Origin of the sequence: Streptosporangium sandarakinum, from assembly GCF_013409935.1 — a bacterium.
Lineage (GTDB): Bacteria > Actinomycetota > Actinomycetes > Streptosporangiales > Streptosporangiaceae > Streptosporangium > Streptosporangium nondiastaticum.
The window spans coordinates 101,199-118,662 of the sequence record NZ_JACCCO010000001.1 but is presented as its reverse complement, the minus strand read 5'-3'; the positions used below and the strand labels follow the sequence as shown (position 1 = coordinate 118,662).

Below are 17,464 nucleotides of genomic sequence, written 5' to 3'. Positions count from 1 at the left end.
GGCGCGGGCACAGATTGCCCCTGCAACTCCAAACACCGGCGCGCTGTCCTGACCTGGGAATATGCCCCTACCTTGCGGTCTATGACACCGACCCGGGCGGAGGGCCCACAACATGTCACGGCTCCTCCCGTAGCTCCCGGGCAGCCGTCTGCCGCGGGGTTTCCCCGGGATCGATAGCGCCTCCCGGCCTGAACCACGCGTAGAAAGGGGATGGTCCTACGGCTGGTCAGGGAGAACACCACAAGATCCTTTTTGGTGCCAACGGCTGTCCCCAGGCTCCTCAACCCAGGCTACGGCCTGAGATCGAAGAAGGCCTTCACCCGGCGCTCGTGGTGTTCGAGACCGTCCTCGTCATGCTCGGCGCCCTGACGCCGAGCGTGCTCGAAATATGCCGCCTCGCGGCGCAGCCGGTGCCTGATCAACTGGACGAGCGTCTCATCGTCCATGTCGCCCGCGGTCCCGCCGGCCTCGTGATAGTCGGTGACGAAGCGGCGGCGTCGGGCCGGGCTGTCGCCGTACTCGTCGGCCCATTCGAGCGCGGCCGACGCCACCTCCATCTCAGGCGCTCCGACGATGGCCTCATCCCAGTCCAGGACGGCCACCAACCGGCCGTCCCTGGCGAGGGTGTTCCCCGGGTAGAAGTCCCCGTGCAGTGGCTGGCGTACGGGGTTGCGACGATGAAAGTCCGCCAGCCAGCGGTCCAGTCCTCGATCGGCCAACTCGGGGACATCGTGCGGCGCCTCCCCGTACAGGCCGGTCTCCACGAACGAGGCCACCGGGCGCGGCGGCGGCCGGTGGGAGGCCAGCGTACGGTGCAGCCGCGCGAGAAGCCGCGCGCCTTGCCTCCGCACCTGCGGCTGATCCTCATCGGGCCACCCGCCCTCGACATAGGGCCACACCGACACGGGCCGGCCGTCCACCCGGATGACCGTGGCACCGTCGCGTGCGCGCAACGGGGCCACCGCCTCAGGAAGGGCGGAGGCGGCATGTACGGCGATCGAGTGACACCACTCGGCCTCGGCGCTCGTACGTCTCGCGGGGCCGACGCGTACGACGAGGTCATCGACCCGATACGCCGCCGACTCCTCCCCGCCGTACAGCCGCACCGGGTCGCCGGCGATGCGCCGTCCCCACGCATCCTGGACCGCGCGCCGTATGGGGACGGTCAGCGGCGTATCGACGAAAGGCATCGCGACCTCCTACAGGTCCGCAGGGTCAACGCGTCCGATGGCACAGAAGGGCGGTGGCGATGGTGATCCCGGGCAGGTTCCAGCGCGGGAAGGCACCTCTCACGACCGCCTCCCCGGTGCGGTCAGGGCTGGTCATACCAGGCGAGCGCTGTGATCCGCCAGCCTTCTGAGGTGCGGACGAGCTGGATGGTCTTGGTCCCGCCACCCTCGAACGGTTCGCCGTCCAAGACCCCCGACTTTCGGTACTCACTGAACCGTGACGCGATATCGCCCGCGATCTCGGTCCGTTCGGAGGTCTCCCACTCGGAGAACTCGACGAGCCGGCCGTCGGTCAGCAGTCGCCGGCGGGGCTCGATGAACTCGTCGACGGTGTAGACCGTAAGCTCCGGGCCGGTCTTCACGATCACACCACCCGGAAGAACCAGCCGCTTGATCCGGGCCACGTCGGCAGCCTTGCCGCCCCGGTTGTCAAAGGCTCCGAAGAAATCGGCGGTCACCGAATCGATCTCGATTTTTGACATGGCGGGACAGTAACACCGAGCCGTACGTGGTGACCGGGGCCGGCCGGATGCCGGTGGCGGCTCTTGATCGGCGGCTCGGGTGCGCTTCGTCCGGGCGGACGTCCCGGCGGCGATGTCCTGGGGGATCTCCTCGCGTTCGGCGGCGGCCGGGTGCCGTGCGGAATGCCGCCACGGGTCTGGCGCGCGCCGCCGCTCCGCGTGAGGAAACGGCGGACGTGGTGCATCGGCGTGCCCGGCGCCTATATGGTCCCGGCATGAACTCCGCTTCCGCGAACATTCCGGGTCCGTGGTCAGAGCAGCTGAGCGGCGCCTTTGAGATCCTGCTCGGCCGTCCGTTGGCGAGTTTCGACGCCGACGCCGTATATGCGACGTTCTTCGGCGGCAACCTCATCAACGAGCTCGGTTTCGCGCAGGACGCCGCCTGGGTGAATCCGGCCGCCCTCCGCGGCGCCGAGCCGGTCGTCTGGGACTGCCCGGTCTTCGACCTGGACGAGCCGTTGCTGGAGTTCGACGCGAGCCGGTCGGTCTTCGAGTTCGACAAGGCAGGGCTGCCGCCGGAGTTCGAGGCGGATCTCGCGGCGGCGTGCTTCTCGGACCGGCTCATCCTGGGCGGCGACCTGGCTCCCCTGCTGGCGCGCCACGACCTCGCCGCGTCCGATCTGCGCGGCACCTGGACCGTCTGCCACCCGCGGCTGGTCTCGGACGGCACGCTCTTCGACGCGATGCGGGTCGCCACCGCGCTCGGCACGGGCCCCGAAAGCCTCCTGCCCCTCGAAGCCGAGGCGGCCGAGGAGTGGCGGGAGGCACTGGCCGGTCTCACGCCGCCCGAGCTGTCCACCCACCTGAGTTTCTTCTGCACCGAAGGCGAGGAGGGGCTGATGTACCTGCGGACCGAGCGGTCGGGCGGCGACCTGCTCGCCGACGAGGGCTGCACGCTGATCGCCAACTGGGAGGAGGGTCAGGGCCAGGTCGAGTTCGCGGTCGTCCAGGTCGGCGGGCTCCTGGCACGACGGGATCGATCTCGTGCCGGCATCCGTCGCCCGTCTGCTGGCCGGCCACGCCGATGACCTGTTCCGGCTCCCCGACCTGCGGACGGCCCCGGCCTGACTCGACGAGGAAGCGGGCCGTTCCGGGGCGGCGTCGCAGTTCGGGGGTGTTCGCGGTCTCCGGGGCGTCCGCGCCGCTCCCGGCGCGGGGTCACCCGGGCGGCAGGGCGATGGCGGTGACCGCCAGGCCGTCGGAGACGAGCCAGCGGCCGGTGAAGCCGGTCAGCTCCCGGCCCTCCACCTCCGGCCCGGCCACGAGCAGCCGGGCGGTGAACGTCCCGGCCGGGTCGAAGGTGACGTGGGCCTCGTCGAAGTCGAGCCAGCACCGGGCCAGCGGGAACCACGCCTTGTAGACGCTCTCCTTGGCGCTGAACAGCAGCCGGTCCCAGTGGATCGCGCCGCCGAGGCGCGCCAGCTCGGCCCGCTCCTCCGGGAGGGCCACGGTCTCCATGACCCCCTCGGGGAGCGGCTCGTGCGGTTCGGCGTCGATGCCGACGGTGAGGGCCTTGAGGGAGACCGCGGCGGCACGGTACCCCTCGCAGTGGGTGATGGCGCCCCGTACCCCGGCGGGCCAGACGGGCGCACCCAGCTCGCCGGGCAGGATCGGGGCGGGCGGCACGCCCAGGCGGGCCAGCGCCCGGCGGGCGCAGTGCCGGGCGGTGGTGAACTCGCGCCGCCGCCGCTCCACCGAGCGGGCGATGACCGCCTCCTCCTCGGGGAACAGCCGGGCGTCGGGCGGGTCGGCGAACGCCTCGGCGCTCGCCACCCACGACGGCAGGATCTCCCCGATCACGACGCCGCCGGGGGAGCGGGCAGGATGCGGCGCGGCCGGCCCGGCGGGGTGGGGCGGGGTCGCCACTCGCGCGGGTAGCCCAGCGAGACCTCCTCGAAGCGCACACCGTCGTACCAGGTGGTGCGGGGGATGTGCAGGTGGCCGTAGACGACCGCGCGGGCGTCGAACCGCAGGTGCCAGTCGGCGGTGAGCTCGGTGCCGCACCAGATCGTGAACTCCTGGTGGTGCATGACCCGGGTCGGCTCGCGCACCAGCGGGTAGTGGTTGACGAGCACGGTCGGCAGACCCCCCGGGCGCTCGGCCAGCCGCCGCTCGGTCTCGGAGACCCTGGCCTCGCACCAGGCGGCGCGCGAGGGGTAGGGGTCGGGGTGCAGGAACACCTCGTCGGTGCAGACCACGCCCCTGTCGTAGGCCAGGGCCAGCGCCTCCTCGGCGGTGGCGACCCCCGGCATGCGGAAGGTGTAGTCGTACAGCACGAACAGCGGGGCGATCACGACCGGCCCGCCCGGCCCCTCCCACACCGGGTAGGGGTCCTCCGGGGTCACCACGCCGAGGTCGCCGCAGACCTTCACCAGGTGCCGGTAGCGCTCCTCGCCGCGGAGCCGGACCGGGTCGCTGGAGTGGGACCACAGCTCGTGGTTGCCCGGGACCCACACGACCTTCTCGAAGCGTTCGGCCAGCAGGCCGAGCGCCCACTCGATGTCGGCGACCTTCTCCGAGACGTCCCCGGCGACCAGCAGCCAGTCGGACCCGGACGACGGCCGCATCTCCTCGACGATCCGGCGGTTCTCCTTGTAGCCGACGTGCAGGTCGCTGACGGCCAGCAGCGCCGTCACGCGTGGACCGCCCTCAGCGAGCCGAGGATCATCCGGGCGATCTCCGGTACGTGGTGGGCGAGGAAGAAGTGGCCGCCCGGGAAGACCTTCAGCTCGAAGCGGGAGGCGGTGTGCCGGCCCCACGCCTCGGCCTCCGCCACGCTGGTCACCGGGTCGGCGTCGCCGGTGAGCGCGGTGATCGGTACGGCGAGCCGCGCCTCGCCGTCGGGGCGGTGGGTGCAGACGGCCCGGTAGTCGGCGCGCAGGCTCGGCAGGATCAGTCCGCGCAGCTCCTCGTGCCGCAGCACCTCCGGGTCCGATCCGCCGAGCCTCGCGGCCAGGGCCACGAGCTCGTCGTCGTCGAGCAGGTGCGCGGTCTCCTGCCGGGTCGTGGAGGGGGCGCGCCGCCCGGACACGAACAGCGCGACGGGCCCGCCGCGGCCCAGCCGCCGGGCGACCTCGAAGGCCATGACGGCCCCCATGCTGTGCCCGAAGAACACCCGTGGCCGGTCGCCGCCGCCGAGCGCCTCGGCCGCCCGGTCGGCGAGCAGGGGCAGGTCGTCGATCAGCGGTTCGTCGAACCGGTCCTGCCGGCCCGGGTACTGCACGGCGAGCATCTCGGCGGCGGGCGCCAGGGCCGCCGACAGCGGGTGGTAGTAACTCGCGGTGCCCCCGGCGTGCGGGAAGCAGACCACCTGGACGTCGCTCCCGGGTGAGGGGTGGAAGCACCGGATCCAGCGGGCGGCTGCCGTCAAGGTCGTTCTCCTTCGGTCGGTCGGCGGGCCGCCGTGCCGCATGCGCGCCGTACGGCGGTGGTCCTGCTGGACGCGCGTCGTACGGCGGCGGCCCCGCGGAGCGCGTGCCGTACGGCGGCCGCCGTGCCGGACCCGCGCCGTACGGCGGCGGCCCGGGTGCCCGCGGCGCGCCGTCCCGCCCGTGCCCCGCCGCGAGACGACCCCACTGCGAGACGATAACGGGGAACGTTGATCATCACCAAGGGCGGGAACCCCGCGGGATACGGGAATCCCGGCGAATCCCCGCCGTCGGCGGCCACCGCGGGCGGTTGGGCGAGTGATCAGATCTTTACTCCGCTTTGTGGCGTCGAAGGTGTCGATTCGCCGAACACGGAACGTAATCTGACGACTACCGTAAATAACGGAGCGTTCACATGCCAGTGACATCGACCATGCAGTTGGCCGTCAGCGAGGCCTTCGCCCGCAGGGACTCCGCCGGTCACGCTCTCGCGGAGGACTCCCTGCGCATCGCCCGCGCGTGCCGGGAGATGGCGGACCGGTTCCATCGCGGCGGGAAGCTGATCGTGTTCGGCAGCGGCGGGGGCGGCACCGACGCGGCCCACATCGCGGTCGAGTTCATGCACCCGGTCATCATGGGCAAGAAGGCACTGCCCGCCCTGGCCCTCAGCAACGACGCCGCCACCGTCAGCGGGGTGAGCGCCCGGGAGGGGCCCGCGGAGTCGTTCGCCCACCAGTTGCGCCGCTGGGCCGACCCGGCCGACATGGCGCTCGGGATCTCCCGCGACGGCGACTGCCCGGGTGTCCTGCGCGGCCTCCAGGAGGCCGGGGCGCTGGGCCTGTTCACCCTCGCCCTCGTCGGCGGCGACGGCGGCGCCGTGGTGCGGGAGCGGGCGGCCGAGCACATCCTGATCGCCGCCTCCGACGACCCGGCGGTGGTCAAGGAGATCCACGTCACCGTCTACCACGTGCTGTGGGAGCTGGTCCACGTCTTCCACGACCGGCCCGGCCTGCTCGGCGGAAAGGAGACAGGATGAGCGACGAGGACGGCTGCTGCGACACCGGGCCGTGCGTCACGTGCGCGGACGAGGCCGTGCCGATGCGGGTGATCCGCATCAGGTACGGCGGGCTGGCCGTCGCCGGCGCGGGTCCGGTCACCACGGAGGTGAGCGTGGCCCTGGTGGACGCGGCCGAGGGCGACACCGTCCTCGTCCACGCGGGGGAGGCCATCGCGGTCGTCGGCAGGCATCGGCGGACGCCGGGAGACCCGGCGACCGGGGACGCCATGACCGGGGACGCGATGAGGGACGCGGCGACCGGGGACGCGGCCGTCAGGGACGCGGTGACCCGGGACGCGGTGACCGGAGACGCGACCGCCGGAGAAGCGGCGGTCGGAGACGCCGTGATCGGCGGACGTCGGGGAACACGGTGACCAGGAGAGGAAACGGCGATGAGCACCGGTGACCAGCCGCCCGAGGGGATGGGCGGGCTCTACCCCTTTCTCTATCCGGGCCCGGGTGACCTCGACGCGGTGCTGACCGAGGCGCTGCGCTCCACCGGCGAGAAGGCCGCCGAGATCGTCCGGCTGCGCCGGGAGCTGGCCGAGTCGATGGCCGACGAGCTCGTCGAGTGCGCCGGGGAGATGGCCATCCGGTTCGCCGCCGGCGGGCGGCTGTTCGCCTTCGGCAACGGCGGCAGCAGCACCGACGCCCAGGAGGTGGCGACGGCGTTCCTGCACCCGGATCACGGGCTGTCCCTGCCGGCGCTGTCACTGACCAGCGATGTCGCCGTGGTGACGGCCCTGTCGAACGACGTCGGCTTCGACGTCGTCTTCGCCCGCCAGCTCGCCGCCCTCGGGCGGCGCGGCGACATGGCCTTCGGCCTGACCACCAGCGGCGGCTCCGCCAACGTCGTGCGCGCCTTCGAGGAGGCGGCCCGGCAGGGCATGCTCACCATCGCCCTGGCCGGGGACAGGGGCGGCAGGCTGGCCGAGCTGGAGCTGCTGGACTACCTGTTCGTCATCCCCTCCTCCTCGGTGCACCGGATCCAGGAGGCGCAGACGACGGTCTACCACGTGCTGTGGGAGCTGACCCAGCACGCCCTCGGCGCCGTCCCCGCCCCACCGGTCCGCAACGTCGGCTGACGGCGAACCGGACACGAGAGCACGAGGAACGCGAGGAGCCCGAGGAGACACGTCATGATCCGCACCGCACGAGACCTCCCCCACCACCATCGACCACCGGCATCGAGGCATGGGGAGCCCCGGGAAGGCAGGACGGCATGACGGCACCGGCGGACCAGGAACGGCAGGGGAAACGGGGCGCGGCGGAACAGCTCGAGGAGGAGCCGATCGTCCACATCCTCTGGATCAACGCCGGGCTGAGCTGCGACGGCGACTCGGTCGCGCTGACCGCGGCGACGCAGCCCAGCATCGAGGAGATCGCCCTGGGGGCGCTGCCCGGCCTGCCGAAGGTGGCCGTGCACTGGCCGCTGATCGACTTCGAGTCCGGGCCGATGCAGGGCTCCGACGTGTTCATCGAGTGGTTCTTCCGGGCCGCGCGCGGCGAGCTGGAACCGTTCGTGCTGGTCGTGGAGGGCTCCATCCCGAACGAGTCGATCAAGCAGGAGGGCTACTGGTGCGGGTTCGGCAACGACCCGGCCACCGGGCAGCCCCGGACCACCAGCGAGTGGCTGGACATCCTCGCGCCGAAGGCGACCGCCGTACTGGCGGCCGGCACCTGCGCCACCTACGGCGGCATCCACGCCATGGCGGGCAACCCGACCGGCGCGATGGGCGTCGCCGACTACCTCGGCTGGGACTGGCGTTCCAAGGCCGGGCTGCCGATCGTCAACGTGCCGGGCTGCCCCATCCAGCCGGACAACCTGTCGGAGACGATCCTGTACCTGCTCTACCAGCTCACCGGGCAGGCGCCGATGATCCCGCTGGACGAGGCGCTGCGGCCGACGTGGCTGTTCGGCCAGACCGTGCACGAGGGCTGCGACCGGGCCGGCTACTACGAGCAGGGCCAGTTCGCCGTCGAGTACGGCTCGTCGAAGTGCCTGGTGAAGATCGGCTGCTGGGGGCCGGTCGTACGGTGCAACGTGCCCAAGCGCGGCTGGATGAACGGCATCGGCGGCTGCCCCAACGTGGGCGGGATCTGCATCGCCTGCACGATGCCCGGCTTCCCCGACAAGTTCATGCCGTTCATGGACGAACCGCCCGGGGCGCGGGTGTCGTCCGCGGCCAGCGGCGTCTACGGCGGCGTCGTGCGCGGCCTGCGCCACATCACCCTCAAGACAGTCGACAAGGAACCGAAGTGGCGCACCAAGGGTCGCGCCCTGCTCACCGGTTACAAGGCGCCCTGGAGCTGAGTATGAAGACCTCACCCAAGACGGAGGAGACCGTGCCGCCCGGCGGCCGGGAGCTGGTGGAGATGTCGTGGGACCCGATCACCCGGATCGTGGGCAGCCTCGGCATCTACTGCAAGATCGACTTCGCCAACCGGGAGGTCGCCGAGTGCTACAGCACGTCGTCGATCTTCCGCGGCTACAGCATCTTCATGAAGGGCAAGGACCCCCGCGACGCGCACTTCATCACCAGCCGGATCTGCGGCATCTGCGGCGACAACCACGCCACCTGCTCGGTCTACGCCCAGAACATGGCCTACGGCGCCCGCCCCCCGGCGCTGGGGGAGTGGATCATCAACTGCGGCGAGGCCGCCGAGTACATGTTCGACCACAACATCTACCAGGAGAACCTGGTGGGGGTCGACTACTGCGAGAAGATGGTGCGCGAGACCAACCCCGGCGTGCTCGCGCTGGCCGAGAACACCGAGGCCCCGCACGCCGCCGACCACGGCTTCCGCACCATCGCCGACATCATGCGCTCCCTCAACCCGCTGGAGGGGGAGTTCTACCGCGAGGCCCTGGCCATGAGCCGGGTCACCCGGGAGATGTTCTGCCTGATGGAGGGCAGGCACGTGCACCCCTCCACCCTGTATCCCGGCGGGGTCGGCACGGTCGCCACCGTGCAGCTGTTCACCGACTACCTCATCCGGCTGACGCGCTACGTCGAGTTCCTCAAGCGGGTCGTGCCCATGCACGACGACCTGTTCGACTTCTTCTACCAGGCGCTCCCCGGATACGAGGAGGTCGGCCGCCGCCGGGTGCTGCTCGGCTGCTGGGGCAGCTTCAACGACCCCGAGCACTGCGACTTCGACTACCGCACCATGAGCGACTGGGGCCGGCGGATGTTCGTCACCCCCGGCGTGATCGTGGACGGCCGCCTGGTCACCAACGATCTCGTCGACATCAACCTCGGCATCCGCATCCTGCTGGGCAGCTCCTACTACGACGACTGGGCCGGGCAGGAGCCGTTCGTCACCCACGACCCGCTGGGCAACCCCGTCGACATCCGGCACCCGTGGAACCAGCACACCATCCCCCACCCGCAGAAGCGCGACTTCACCGGCAAGTACAGCTGGGTGATGTCGCCGCGCTGGTTCGACGGCGCCGACATGCTCCCGCTGGACACCGGCGGCGGCCCCCTCGCCCGCCTGTGGTCCACCGCCCTGTCCGGGCGGGTGGACATCGGCTACGTCAAGGCCACCGGCCACAGCGTGCAGATCAACCTGCCGAAGACCGCCACGCGCCCGGAGAAGACGCTGGAGTGGACCATCCCCACTCACAACGGGCAGCCGCTGTCCAACGCGCTGGAGCGCAACCGGGCCCGCTCCTACTTCCAGGCGTACGCGGCGGCCTGCGCACTGCACTTCGCCGAGCAGGGCCTGGCCGAGGTACGCGCCGGGCGCACCCAGACCTGGACGCCCTTCGAGGTGCCGGAGGAGGCGATCAGCTGCGGGTTCACCGAGGCGGTCCGGGGCCTGCTGTCGCACCACATGGTGATCAGGAACGGCAAGATCGCCAACTACCACCCCTACCCGCCCACCCCGTGGAACGCCAGCGTCCGCGACCCCTACGGCACACCCGGCCCTTACGAGGACGCGGTGCAGAACACCCCGATCTTCGAGGAGAACCGGCCGGAGGACTTCAAGGGCATCGACATCATGCGCACCGTGCGCAGCTTCGACCCGTGCCTGCCGTGCGGGGTCCACATGTACCTCGGCGGCGGCAAGGAGCTGCGCAAGCTGCACAGCCCGCACGCCTTCGGCCCGGCATGACCGGCCCGGCGGCCACCGGGCGGCGGCCCGGGGCGGGGCCGCCCGCCGACGGGCCCGGAGCCCGCGACGTCCGGACCGACGGGCCCGGAGCCCGCGACGTCCGGACCGACGGGCCCGGAGCCCGCGGCGTCCGGGCGGGCGGGTCCCGGGGGCGGGAGGTCCAGGCGGCCGGCGAGCGTGTCGAGGCGCTGCTCGCCGACCTCGGCGCGCACGCCGACCCCGCGACGCGCGCCAGGGCCGAGGAGCTCGTCCGCGCCCTCGTCGAGCTGTACGGCGCCGGCCTGGAGCGCGTCGTCGAGGCCGTCGTGGAGGCCGGGGCCGCCGACGTGCTGCACCGCCTGACCGGCGACGACCTCGTCTCCGGTCTGCTCATCCTGCACGACCTGCACCCGCTCGGCGCCGCCGAACGCGCCGCCGCCGCCCTGGAACGGGCCCTGGCCGGCCGCGAGGAGAAAGCCGAGCTGCTCGGCGTGGACGAGACGGGCGTCGTACGGCTCCGCCTGACGGGCGCCGGTCACGGCTGCCCCTCCTCCCGGCGCGCCCTGCTGCGCGCCGTGGAGGACGCCGTGACGGGGGCCGTGCCGGAGGCGGCGCGCGTCGAGATCACCGAGGCCGGCGACCCGGCGGCGGGCCGGTCGCCCCTGCTGCAGATCGGCCGCCGCCCGGCCGCCGCGGGCGGGGGAGCGCCATGACGGCGGCCACCGGGCTGCGCCGGTTCCGGACACGGGACACCGAAGCCGCGCCCCGGTGCGAGCTGTGCGGCGAGGCGGCCGGGGAGGACCACGGGCACGTGGTGAACCTGGAGACCCGGGCGCTGCTGTGCTCCTGCGCCGGCTGCCATCTGCTGTTCTCCCACGACGGCGACTCGCGGCGGCGCTACCGGGGGGTGCCCCGCCGCCACCTGCACGCGCCCTCGTTCCCCCTGACCGAGGCCGACTGGGAGGAGATGCGGATCCCGGTGCGCACCGCGTTCTTCTTCCGGAACTCGGCGCTCGGCCGGATCGTCGCCTGCTACCCCAGCCCCGCCGGGGCCACCGAGTCCCTGCTGCCGCACGACACCTGGGAACGGGTCCTGTCGGCCTGCCCGGCGATGGCCGGCGTGCTGCCCGACGTCGAGGCGCTGCTGGTGGACCGCCGCCCGGAGGGCGGCTTCACCTGTCACCTGGCGCCGATCGACGCCTGCTACCGCCTGGTGGGCCTGGTGCGGCTGCACTGGAAGGGCTTCGACGGCGGCCCGGAGGTCTGGCGGGCCATCGACGGCTTCTTCGCCGACCTGCGCCGCCGCGGCCACCGTGTCCCGGAGTCACAAGGGGGCGGCCGTGGATGAGATCGCCCTCACCTGCCTGGGCGCGCGGGCCGAGCCGTACGCGGCCTTCCCGACGCTGGTCTTCCGGCTGCGCGTCACCGAGCCGTCGACCGCCGGGGTGCACGCCGTACTGCTGCGGTGCCAGATCCGGGTGGAGCCGCACCTGCGTCGGTACGGCCCCGCGGAGGCGGAGCTGCTCGGCGACCTGTTCGGCGACCCGTCCCGGTGGGGCGACACGCTCAAGCCCCTGCACTTCGCGACCGTCTCGGCCACCGTCCCCGCCTTCCGCGGCGTCACCGAGGTCGACCTGCATGTGCCCTGCAGCTACGACCTGGAGGTGGCCGCGGGCAAGTACTTCGCCGCGCTGGAGGACGGAGAGATCCCGCTGATCCTGCTGTTCGGCGGCACGGTCTTCGCCCGCGCCGGGAACGGCTTCTCGGTGACCCAGATCCCCTGGCACCAGGAGGCCCGTCACCGGCTGCCGGTCGGGGTGTGGCGGGAGCTGATGGACCGCTACTTCCCGGACAGCGGATGGCTGCGGCTGAACCGCGGCACGCTGCGGGCCCTGCGCCGCCTCAAGACCGAACGCGCCCTGGCCACCTGGGACGAGGCCGTGGAACTACTGCTGGAGGAGAGCCGGCGATGACCGCTCCCATGGAGATCGCCCGCCGGGTCGCCGACGCGGTGCTGTACGAGGGCTACCTGCTCTACCCCTACCGGGCGTCGGCCGCCAAGAACCGGATGCGCTGGCAGTTCGGGGTGCTCGTGCCGCCGGGGTTCGACACCACCTGCGAGCACTCCTCCAGCGTGACCGAATGCCTGCTGGAACGCGCCGACGACGCCGAGGTACGGCTGCGGCTGCGGTTCCTGCACGTCAGGACCCGCCTCGTCGAACGGGCCGAGGACGGCGGCCACCGGCCCGTCGCCGAGCTGACCGTCGAGACGGCCGGTGGGGTTCCGGGTGGGGTTCCGAGCCCGGAGACGGCCGGGGAGACGGACCCGGGGACGGCGGGTGCCGGGGCGCCGGGAGGGGTGACGACCTACCTGTCCTTCGAGGAGGCCACCGAGCGCGAGACGGAGGTGGCCTTCCCCGTCGCCGAACTGCTCGACGGCGAACGCGCCGCCGACGTGCGCCTGCCCGGGGACCGGTCCGTCGAGGCGATCACCGGGCCGTCCGGCCTGGCCCGGGGCCGCGTCGTCCGCGAGCACCTGCCGTTGCACGCCGTCGTGCGGGCCCGTGCCGAGCGGGTGGCGGGGCCGTACGACCTCGTCCGGCTGCGCGTGCGGGTGGAGAACGTCACCGGCTGGGACGACCCGGACGCCACCCGCGAGCAGGCGCTGCGCCGCTCGCTGATCTCGGCCCACCTGATCATCGGGGTGACCGGCGGCGCGTTCGTCTCCCTGCTCGACCCGCCCGAATGGGCCCGGCCCGCCGCCGAGACCTGCCGCAACGAGCGCACCTGGCCCGTCCTCGTCGGCGAGCCCGGCCACCGCGACGTGCTGCTGTCGTCGCCGATCATCCTCTACGACTACCCGGACACCGCCCCGGAGAGCCCGGGCGACATGTTCGACGCCACCGAGATCGACGAGATGCTGCACCTGCGCACGCTCACCCTCACCGAGGAGGAGCGGCGGCAGGCCCGCGCGACCGACCCCCGGGCAACCCGGCTCCTCGACATGGTGGCGACCCTGCCACCGGAGCTGGCCGAACGGCTGCACGGCGCGATCCGCCACCTGGAGACACCCGCCCGCGGCGACACCGCGCCCCGCTGGGGTTCGGCGGCCGGCCCCGGCGCCGCGCCAGAGGAGGGCGCGTCCCCGGCCGGTTCACGCGCGGAGCCTCCGCCGGATCCCGCGCCCGGCACCGCGAACCCCGGCGCCGCGCCCTGGGACGGACCCGGGGACGCCTTCTGGAGCGACCTCGCCGCCGGGCCCGGCTCCTCGCCGGAGACCGACGCCGTGTCCGTCGCCGGGGTGGAGGTCGCCAGGGGCAGCCGGGTACGGCTGGCGCCCGGCAGGCGGCGCGCCGACGCCCACGACATGTTCCTGGCCGGCCGGACCGCCCGGGTGGAGGCCGTGCTCACCGACCTCGACGGGGCGCGCCACCTGGCGGTCACCCTGGACGACGACCCCGGCGCCGACCTGCACCGCTCCCACGGCCGCTTCCTCTACTTCGCCCCCGACGAGATCGAACCGCTCGATGCCCCCGGCCCGGCGGGCGGCCCCGGCGCCGGGACGGACGCGGGGGACGCGGCGGACGCGCCGGAGAGGCGGGACGCCCCATGAGCGGCATCCTCGTCGCGGGCGTCGGGAACGTCTTCCTCGGCGACGACGGGTTCGGCGTCGCGGTGGCCGCGCGCCTGGCGGAACGCGACCTGCCCGCCGGGGTCTCGGTGGCCGACTTCGGCATCCGCGGCGTCCACCTCGCCTACGAGCTCACCGGCGGCGGCCACGACACCGCGATCCTCGTCGACGCCGTGGCCCGTGGCGGCCCGCCCGGCACGCTGTACGTCCTGGAACCCACGCCCGGCGAGGTGTCCGGGCCGGTCCTCGACGCCCACGACATGACCCCGGAGACCGTGCTGGCCCTGGCCGGCGCGCTCGGCGGCCGGACCGGACGGGTGCTGCTCGTCGGGTGCGAGCCCGCCGACCTGTCGCCCGGCATGGAGCTGAGCCCGCCGGTGGCCGCGGCCGTCGGCGCGGCCGCGGACCTGGTCGCCGACCTGGTCCATCAGGAGATGGCCGCGGCACCGGTGAGCGCCCGCTCGCCGTAGCCGGCCGTAAGGAGGAGAGACCGTGTTGAGACGCCTGTTCGTCGGAGCCGTCCTGGTGGGGATCGGCGTGCTGGTCTACCAGTCGATCCCCGACCTCAAGCGCTACATGCGGATCCGCAGGATGTGACACCCGGCGAAGACCGGCGAGGACCGGCGAGGACCAGCGACAACCAGCGAAGGCCGGTGGGACCGGCAAGACCAGTGAGGCGGACATGCACGAATTCGGGATCGCCGAGGCGATCCTCAGCGCGGTGGAGAAACGCGCCAGGGGCCGCAGGGTGGAACGGGCGCGGGTGCAGGCGGGCGCCATGCTCCGGGTCACCGAACCGATGATCAACCAGGCGTTCGCCATGATCGCCGGAGGGTCGGCCGCCGAGGGGGCCCACGTCGACCTGGTCGTCGTGCCCGTGCAGCTGATCTGCCGCTCATGCGGCCAGACGGCCGCGTCCCTCGACCCCTACGCCACCTGCCCGGAGTGCGGTGGCGTCGACCTCGACATGGAGGGCGGCGACGACCTCGTCCTCGAATCCATCCAGATGGCGGAGGCCACCCATGTGCCTGGGAATCCCGGGGGAGATCGCGGAAATCCTGACCGACCGGCCTGACCTGGCCATGGTCGACGTCAGCGGCGTACGGCGCGCGATCAACATCGGCCTGCTGGAGGGTGAGCCCCTCGCGACCGGCGACTGGATCCTCATCCACGTCGGCTTCGCGCTGTCGAAGATCGACGAGACCGAGGCACGGGCCGCGCTCGACTTCCTCGAAAGCATCGGCGACGCCTATGACGAGGAGATCGCGGCTCTCCGAGAATCCATGATCGAGCAGGGGTGATGACCGGTGCGTTTCGTCGACGAGTACCGTGACGCCGGCCGGGCGCGGGCGCTGGCCGCGCGGATCGCCGGGCTGTGCGAGCCCGGCCGCCGCTACAAGTTCATGGAGGTGTGCGGCGGCCACACCCATGCCATCTACAAGCACGGGCTGGAGGACCACCTTCCCGAGGCCGTCACGCTCGTGCACGGTCCGGGCTGCCCGGTCTGCGTGATCCCGATGGGGCGGGTGGACGACGCGATCCACGTCGCCATGCGGCCGGACGTGATCATGACGTCGTTCGGCGACATGATGCGGGTGCCCGGGGGCGGCGGCTCCTTCCTGGACGCCAAGGCCCGCGGCGCCGACATCCGCATGGTCTACTCCCCGCTGGACGCCCTGCGGATCGCCCGGGACAACCCCGGCAAGCGGGTGGTGTTCATGGGAATCGGGTTCGAGACCACCGCGCCCTCCACCGCGATGACCGTCCTGCGCGCGCGGGCCGAGGGGATCGGCAACTTCTCGGTCCTCTGCAACCACGTCATGATCATCCCGGCGATCAAGGCGATCCTCGACTCGCCCGACCTGCGGCTGGACGGGTTCGTCGGGCCCGGCCACGTCTCGGCCGTCATCGGGTGCCGGCCGTACGGGTTCATCGCCCGCGACTACGGCAAGCCGCTGGTGGTGGCCGGGTTCGAGCCCCTCGACGTGCTGCAGACGGTCCTGCGGCTGCTGGAGCAGCTCGCCGCCGGGCGGGCCGAGGTGGAGAACCAGTACGCCCGGGTCGTGCCCTGGGACGGCAACGCCCGCGCCCTCGACGTCATCAACGAGGTGATGGAGCCGAGACCGTACTTCGAGTGGCGGGGCCTGGGGTTCATCTCCTCCTCGGCGCTCGCGATGCGCGAGCGCTACGCCGACTTCGACGCCGAGCGGATCTTCGACCTTCCCGGCGTGCGGGTGGCCGACCCCAAGGCGTGCCAGTGCGGCGAGGTGCTCAAGGGCGTGCTCAAACCGTGGGAGTGCAAGGTGTTCGGCACCGCGTGCACGCCCGAGACGCCGATCGGCACCTGCATGGTGTCGTCGGAGGGCGCCTGCGCGGCCTACTACAACTTCGGCCGGTTCTCCCGGGACCGGGTCAGGGAGGCGACCCGCACGTGAACACCGACGCGACCACCGGCGCCGGCGAGGCGAGGGCGGAGCAGGACCGCGAGGCGCTGGTGCTGGAACGCATCGAGCGGGTGCGCCGCCGCCCCGCCCGCGTCCGGGAGGACCGCGTCACCCTCGCGCACGGCGCGGGCGGCAAGGCGACGCACACCCTCGTCGAGGCGGTGTTCCTGGAGGAGTTCCGCAACCCGCTGCTGGAACCCTTGGAGGACGGCGCGGTCTTCGACGGTCTCGCCCTCACCACCGACGCGTTCGTGGTGACGCCGCTGTTCTTCCCGGGCGGCGACATCGGCGACCTGGCCGTCAACGGCACCGTCAACGACCTGGCGATGTGCGGGGCGCGCCCCCGCTACCTGTCGGCGGCCTTCGTCGTCGAGGAGGGTTTCCCCGTCGCCGACCTGCGGCGCGTGACCGCCTCGATGGCGGCGGCGGCGCGGGCGGCCGGCGTGTGGATCGTCACCGGCGACACCAAGGTCGTCCAGAGAGGCAAGGCCGACGGCTGTTACATCACCACCGCCGGGGTGGGGACGATGGACCGCCCGGTACGGCTCAGCGCCGCCGCCGCCCGCCCCGGGGACGCGGTCATCGTGTCCGGGCCGATCGGCGAGCACGGCGTCACCGTCATGATCGCCCGCGGTGAGCTGGACATCCAGGCCGACCTCGCCTCCGACACCGCGCCCCTCAACGGGCTGACCGAGCGGCTGCTGGCCGCCTGCGGCGACGGCCGGGTGCGCTGCCTGCGCGACGCCACCCGGGGCGGGGTGGCGACGGTCGTCAACGAGATCGCCGGAGCCTCCGGGGTCGCGGTCGTGCTCGACGAGGACGCGATCCCGGTGCGGCCCGCCGTACGCGGGGCGTGCGAGCTGCTGGGACTCGACCCGCTGTACGTGGCCTGCGAGGGCCGGATGGTCGCCGTGGTCGACGGGGAGGCCGCGGACGCCGCCCTCGCGGCGCTGCGCTCCGACCCGCTCGGCTCCGGCGCGGCCGTCATCGGGCGGATCGCCGACGACCCGCCGGGGCTGGTGCTGCTGCGGACGTCCTTCGGCGGCACCCGCATCGTCGACCTGCTGGTCGGCGACCCGCTGCCGAGGATCTGCTGACGGCTCCCGCCGGAAG

The 17,464-nt window shown here is 72.7% G+C and carries 21 protein-coding genes and 1 pseudogene; 16 read left to right on the top strand and 6 right to left on the bottom strand.

What is annotated here, in order from left to right:
- Positions 1-115: 115 nt before the first annotated feature.
- The 3 genes and pseudogenes from HDA43_RS36595 to HDA43_RS00585 all read right to left on the bottom strand — a co-directional run.
- Positions 116-196: pseudogene (locus tag HDA43_RS36595) on the bottom strand (NUDIX domain-containing protein); the annotation flags it as partial.
- 94 nt (positions 197-290) lie between these two features.
- Positions 291-1,190 carry a phosphotransferase gene (locus HDA43_RS00590; RefSeq protein ID WP_179817788.1) on the bottom strand — a complete coding sequence of 300 codons (900 nt, stop codon included), beginning with the start codon at positions 1,188-1,190 and terminating at the stop codon, positions 291-293.
- 122 nt (positions 1,191-1,312) lie between these two features.
- A complete protein-coding gene (locus HDA43_RS00585; protein ID WP_179817787.1) occupies positions 1,313-1,711 on the bottom strand; it encodes a nuclear transport factor 2 family protein in 399 nt (132 codons plus the stop codon).
- Positions 1,712-1,965: 254 nt separating this feature from the next.
- On the opposite strand from HDA43_RS00585, the gene HDA43_RS00580 reads away from it, so the two are divergent.
- Positions 1,966-2,778: a hypothetical protein gene (locus HDA43_RS00580; RefSeq protein ID WP_179817786.1), complete on the top strand. Its 813-nt coding sequence runs from the start codon at positions 1,966-1,968 to the stop codon at positions 2,776-2,778.
- Between the two features lie 130 nt (positions 2,779-2,908).
- Here the strand turns inward: HDA43_RS00580 and HDA43_RS00575 are convergent, their stop codons facing one another.
- The 3 genes from HDA43_RS00575 to HDA43_RS00565 are packed head-to-tail and all read right to left on the bottom strand — an operon-like array spanning position 2,909 to position 5,120.
- On the bottom strand, positions 2,909-3,550 hold the full coding sequence (locus HDA43_RS00575; protein WP_179817785.1) for a 4'-phosphopantetheinyl transferase family protein: 642 nt from the start codon (positions 3,548-3,550) through the stop codon (positions 2,909-2,911).
- Complete coding sequence (locus HDA43_RS00570; protein WP_179817784.1) at positions 3,547-4,386, bottom strand: metallophosphoesterase family protein; 840 nt, start codon at positions 4,384-4,386, stop codon at positions 3,547-3,549. The genes HDA43_RS00575 and HDA43_RS00570 overlap by 4 nt, the downstream gene beginning before the upstream one ends.
- Positions 4,383-5,120: a thioesterase II family protein gene (locus tag HDA43_RS00565; RefSeq protein ID WP_246423875.1), complete on the bottom strand. Its 738-nt coding sequence runs from the start codon at positions 5,118-5,120 to the stop codon at positions 4,383-4,385. The genes HDA43_RS00570 and HDA43_RS00565 overlap by 4 nt, the downstream gene beginning before the upstream one ends.
- A gap of 413 nt (positions 5,121-5,533) precedes the next feature.
- Here HDA43_RS00565 and HDA43_RS00560 point away from each other — a divergent pair, with 413 nt between their 5' ends.
- The 15 genes from HDA43_RS00560 (at position 5,534) to hypE (ending at position 17,448) form a co-directional block, all read left to right on the top strand.
- Positions 5,534-6,154: a D-sedoheptulose-7-phosphate isomerase gene (locus HDA43_RS00560; protein ID WP_179817782.1), complete on the top strand. Its 621-nt coding sequence runs from the start codon at positions 5,534-5,536 to the stop codon at positions 6,152-6,154.
- A complete protein-coding gene (locus tag HDA43_RS34590; RefSeq protein ID WP_179817781.1) occupies positions 6,151-6,549 on the top strand; it encodes a HypC/HybG/HupF family hydrogenase formation chaperone in 399 nt (132 codons plus the stop codon). Before HDA43_RS00560 ends, HDA43_RS34590 begins: the two co-directional genes overlap by 4 nt.
- 18 nt (positions 6,550-6,567) lie before the next feature.
- Positions 6,568-7,260 carry a D-sedoheptulose-7-phosphate isomerase gene (locus tag HDA43_RS00550; RefSeq protein WP_179817780.1) on the top strand — a complete coding sequence of 231 codons (693 nt, stop codon included), beginning with the start codon at positions 6,568-6,570 and terminating at the stop codon, positions 7,258-7,260.
- A gap of 137 nt (positions 7,261-7,397) precedes the next feature.
- On the top strand, positions 7,398-8,489 hold the full coding sequence (locus tag HDA43_RS00545) for an NADH-quinone oxidoreductase subunit B family protein (RefSeq protein WP_179817779.1): 1,092 nt from the start codon (positions 7,398-7,400) through the stop codon (positions 8,487-8,489).
- A 2-nt stretch (positions 8,490-8,491) separates the two neighbouring features.
- Complete coding sequence (locus tag HDA43_RS00540; RefSeq protein WP_179817778.1) at positions 8,492-10,297, top strand: nickel-dependent hydrogenase large subunit; 1,806 nt, start codon at positions 8,492-8,494, stop codon at positions 10,295-10,297.
- Positions 10,294-10,989, top strand: a complete 696-nt coding sequence (locus HDA43_RS00535) for a NifU family protein (RefSeq protein WP_179817777.1) — start codon at positions 10,294-10,296, stop codon at positions 10,987-10,989. The genes HDA43_RS00540 and HDA43_RS00535 overlap by 4 nt, the downstream gene beginning before the upstream one ends.
- On the top strand, positions 10,986-11,624 hold the full coding sequence (locus tag HDA43_RS00530) for a DUF5947 family protein (protein WP_179817776.1): 639 nt from the start codon (positions 10,986-10,988) through the stop codon (positions 11,622-11,624). The genes HDA43_RS00535 and HDA43_RS00530 overlap by 4 nt, the downstream gene beginning before the upstream one ends.
- A complete protein-coding gene (locus HDA43_RS00525; RefSeq protein WP_179817775.1) occupies positions 11,617-12,249 on the top strand; it encodes a DUF6084 family protein in 633 nt (210 codons plus the stop codon). The genes HDA43_RS00530 and HDA43_RS00525 overlap by 8 nt, the downstream gene beginning before the upstream one ends.
- The gene (locus HDA43_RS00520; protein WP_218911539.1) at positions 12,246-13,889 is read left to right on the top strand and encodes a hypothetical protein; all 1,644 of its coding nucleotides are present in this window, start codon (positions 12,246-12,248) and stop codon (positions 13,887-13,889) included. The genes HDA43_RS00525 and HDA43_RS00520 overlap by 4 nt, the downstream gene beginning before the upstream one ends.
- The gene (locus tag HDA43_RS00515; protein ID WP_179817774.1) at positions 13,886-14,377 is read left to right on the top strand and encodes a hydrogenase maturation protease; all 492 of its coding nucleotides are present in this window, start codon (positions 13,886-13,888) and stop codon (positions 14,375-14,377) included. Before HDA43_RS00520 ends, HDA43_RS00515 begins: the two co-directional genes overlap by 4 nt.
- 22 nt (positions 14,378-14,399) lie before the next feature.
- Positions 14,400-14,504, top strand: a complete 105-nt coding sequence (locus tag HDA43_RS36590; protein ID WP_373287446.1) for a DUF6893 family small protein — start codon at positions 14,400-14,402, stop codon at positions 14,502-14,504.
- A gap of 85 nt (positions 14,505-14,589) precedes the next feature.
- Positions 14,590-14,982 carry a hydrogenase maturation nickel metallochaperone HypA/HybF gene (locus tag HDA43_RS00510; RefSeq protein ID WP_179817773.1) on the top strand — a complete coding sequence of 131 codons (393 nt, stop codon included), beginning with the start codon at positions 14,590-14,592 and terminating at the stop codon, positions 14,980-14,982.
- Complete coding sequence (locus HDA43_RS00505) at positions 14,930-15,208, top strand: HypC/HybG/HupF family hydrogenase formation chaperone (protein ID WP_179817772.1); 279 nt, start codon at positions 14,930-14,932, stop codon at positions 15,206-15,208. Before HDA43_RS00510 ends, HDA43_RS00505 begins: the two co-directional genes overlap by 53 nt.
- A 6-nt stretch (positions 15,209-15,214) precedes the next feature.
- Positions 15,215-16,342: a hydrogenase formation protein HypD gene (hypD, locus tag HDA43_RS00500; RefSeq protein ID WP_179817771.1), complete on the top strand. Its 1,128-nt coding sequence runs from the start codon at positions 15,215-15,217 to the stop codon at positions 16,340-16,342.
- The gene (gene hypE, locus HDA43_RS00495) at positions 16,339-17,448 is read left to right on the top strand and encodes a hydrogenase expression/formation protein HypE (protein WP_312872862.1); all 1,110 of its coding nucleotides are present in this window, start codon (positions 16,339-16,341) and stop codon (positions 17,446-17,448) included. Before hypD ends, hypE begins: the two co-directional genes overlap by 4 nt.
- The last annotated feature ends 16 nt before the right edge of the window (positions 17,449-17,464 follow it).

Coding starts and splice junctions, on each gene's coding strand:
- HDA43_RS00590 (WP_179817788.1), bottom strand. CDS start 1,190: ATGCCTTTCGTCGATACGCCGCTGACCGTCCCCATACGGCGCGCGGTC.
- HDA43_RS00585 (WP_179817787.1), bottom strand. CDS start 1,711: ATGTCAAAAATCGAGATCGATTCGGTGACCGCCGATTTCTTCGGAGCC.
- HDA43_RS00580 (WP_179817786.1), top strand. CDS start 1,966: ATGAACTCCGCTTCCGCGAACATTCCGGGTCCGTGGTCAGAGCAGCTG.
- HDA43_RS00560 (WP_179817782.1), top strand. CDS start 5,534: ATGCCAGTGACATCGACCATGCAGTTGGCCGTCAGCGAGGCCTTCGCC.
- HDA43_RS34590 (WP_179817781.1), top strand. CDS start 6,151: ATGAGCGACGAGGACGGCTGCTGCGACACCGGGCCGTGCGTCACGTGC.
- HDA43_RS00550 (WP_179817780.1), top strand. CDS start 6,568: ATGAGCACCGGTGACCAGCCGCCCGAGGGGATGGGCGGGCTCTACCCC.
- HDA43_RS00545 (WP_179817779.1), top strand. CDS start 7,398: ATGACGGCACCGGCGGACCAGGAACGGCAGGGGAAACGGGGCGCGGCG.
- HDA43_RS00540 (WP_179817778.1), top strand. CDS start 8,492: ATGAAGACCTCACCCAAGACGGAGGAGACCGTGCCGCCCGGCGGCCGG.
- HDA43_RS00535 (WP_179817777.1), top strand. CDS start 10,294: ATGACCGGCCCGGCGGCCACCGGGCGGCGGCCCGGGGCGGGGCCGCCC.
- HDA43_RS00530 (WP_179817776.1), top strand. CDS start 10,986: ATGACGGCGGCCACCGGGCTGCGCCGGTTCCGGACACGGGACACCGAA.
- HDA43_RS00520 (WP_218911539.1), top strand. CDS start 12,246: ATGACCGCTCCCATGGAGATCGCCCGCCGGGTCGCCGACGCGGTGCTG.
- HDA43_RS00515 (WP_179817774.1), top strand. CDS start 13,886: ATGAGCGGCATCCTCGTCGCGGGCGTCGGGAACGTCTTCCTCGGCGAC.
- HDA43_RS00510 (WP_179817773.1), top strand. CDS start 14,590: ATGCACGAATTCGGGATCGCCGAGGCGATCCTCAGCGCGGTGGAGAAA.
- HDA43_RS00505 (WP_179817772.1), top strand. CDS start 14,930: ATGTGCCTGGGAATCCCGGGGGAGATCGCGGAAATCCTGACCGACCGG.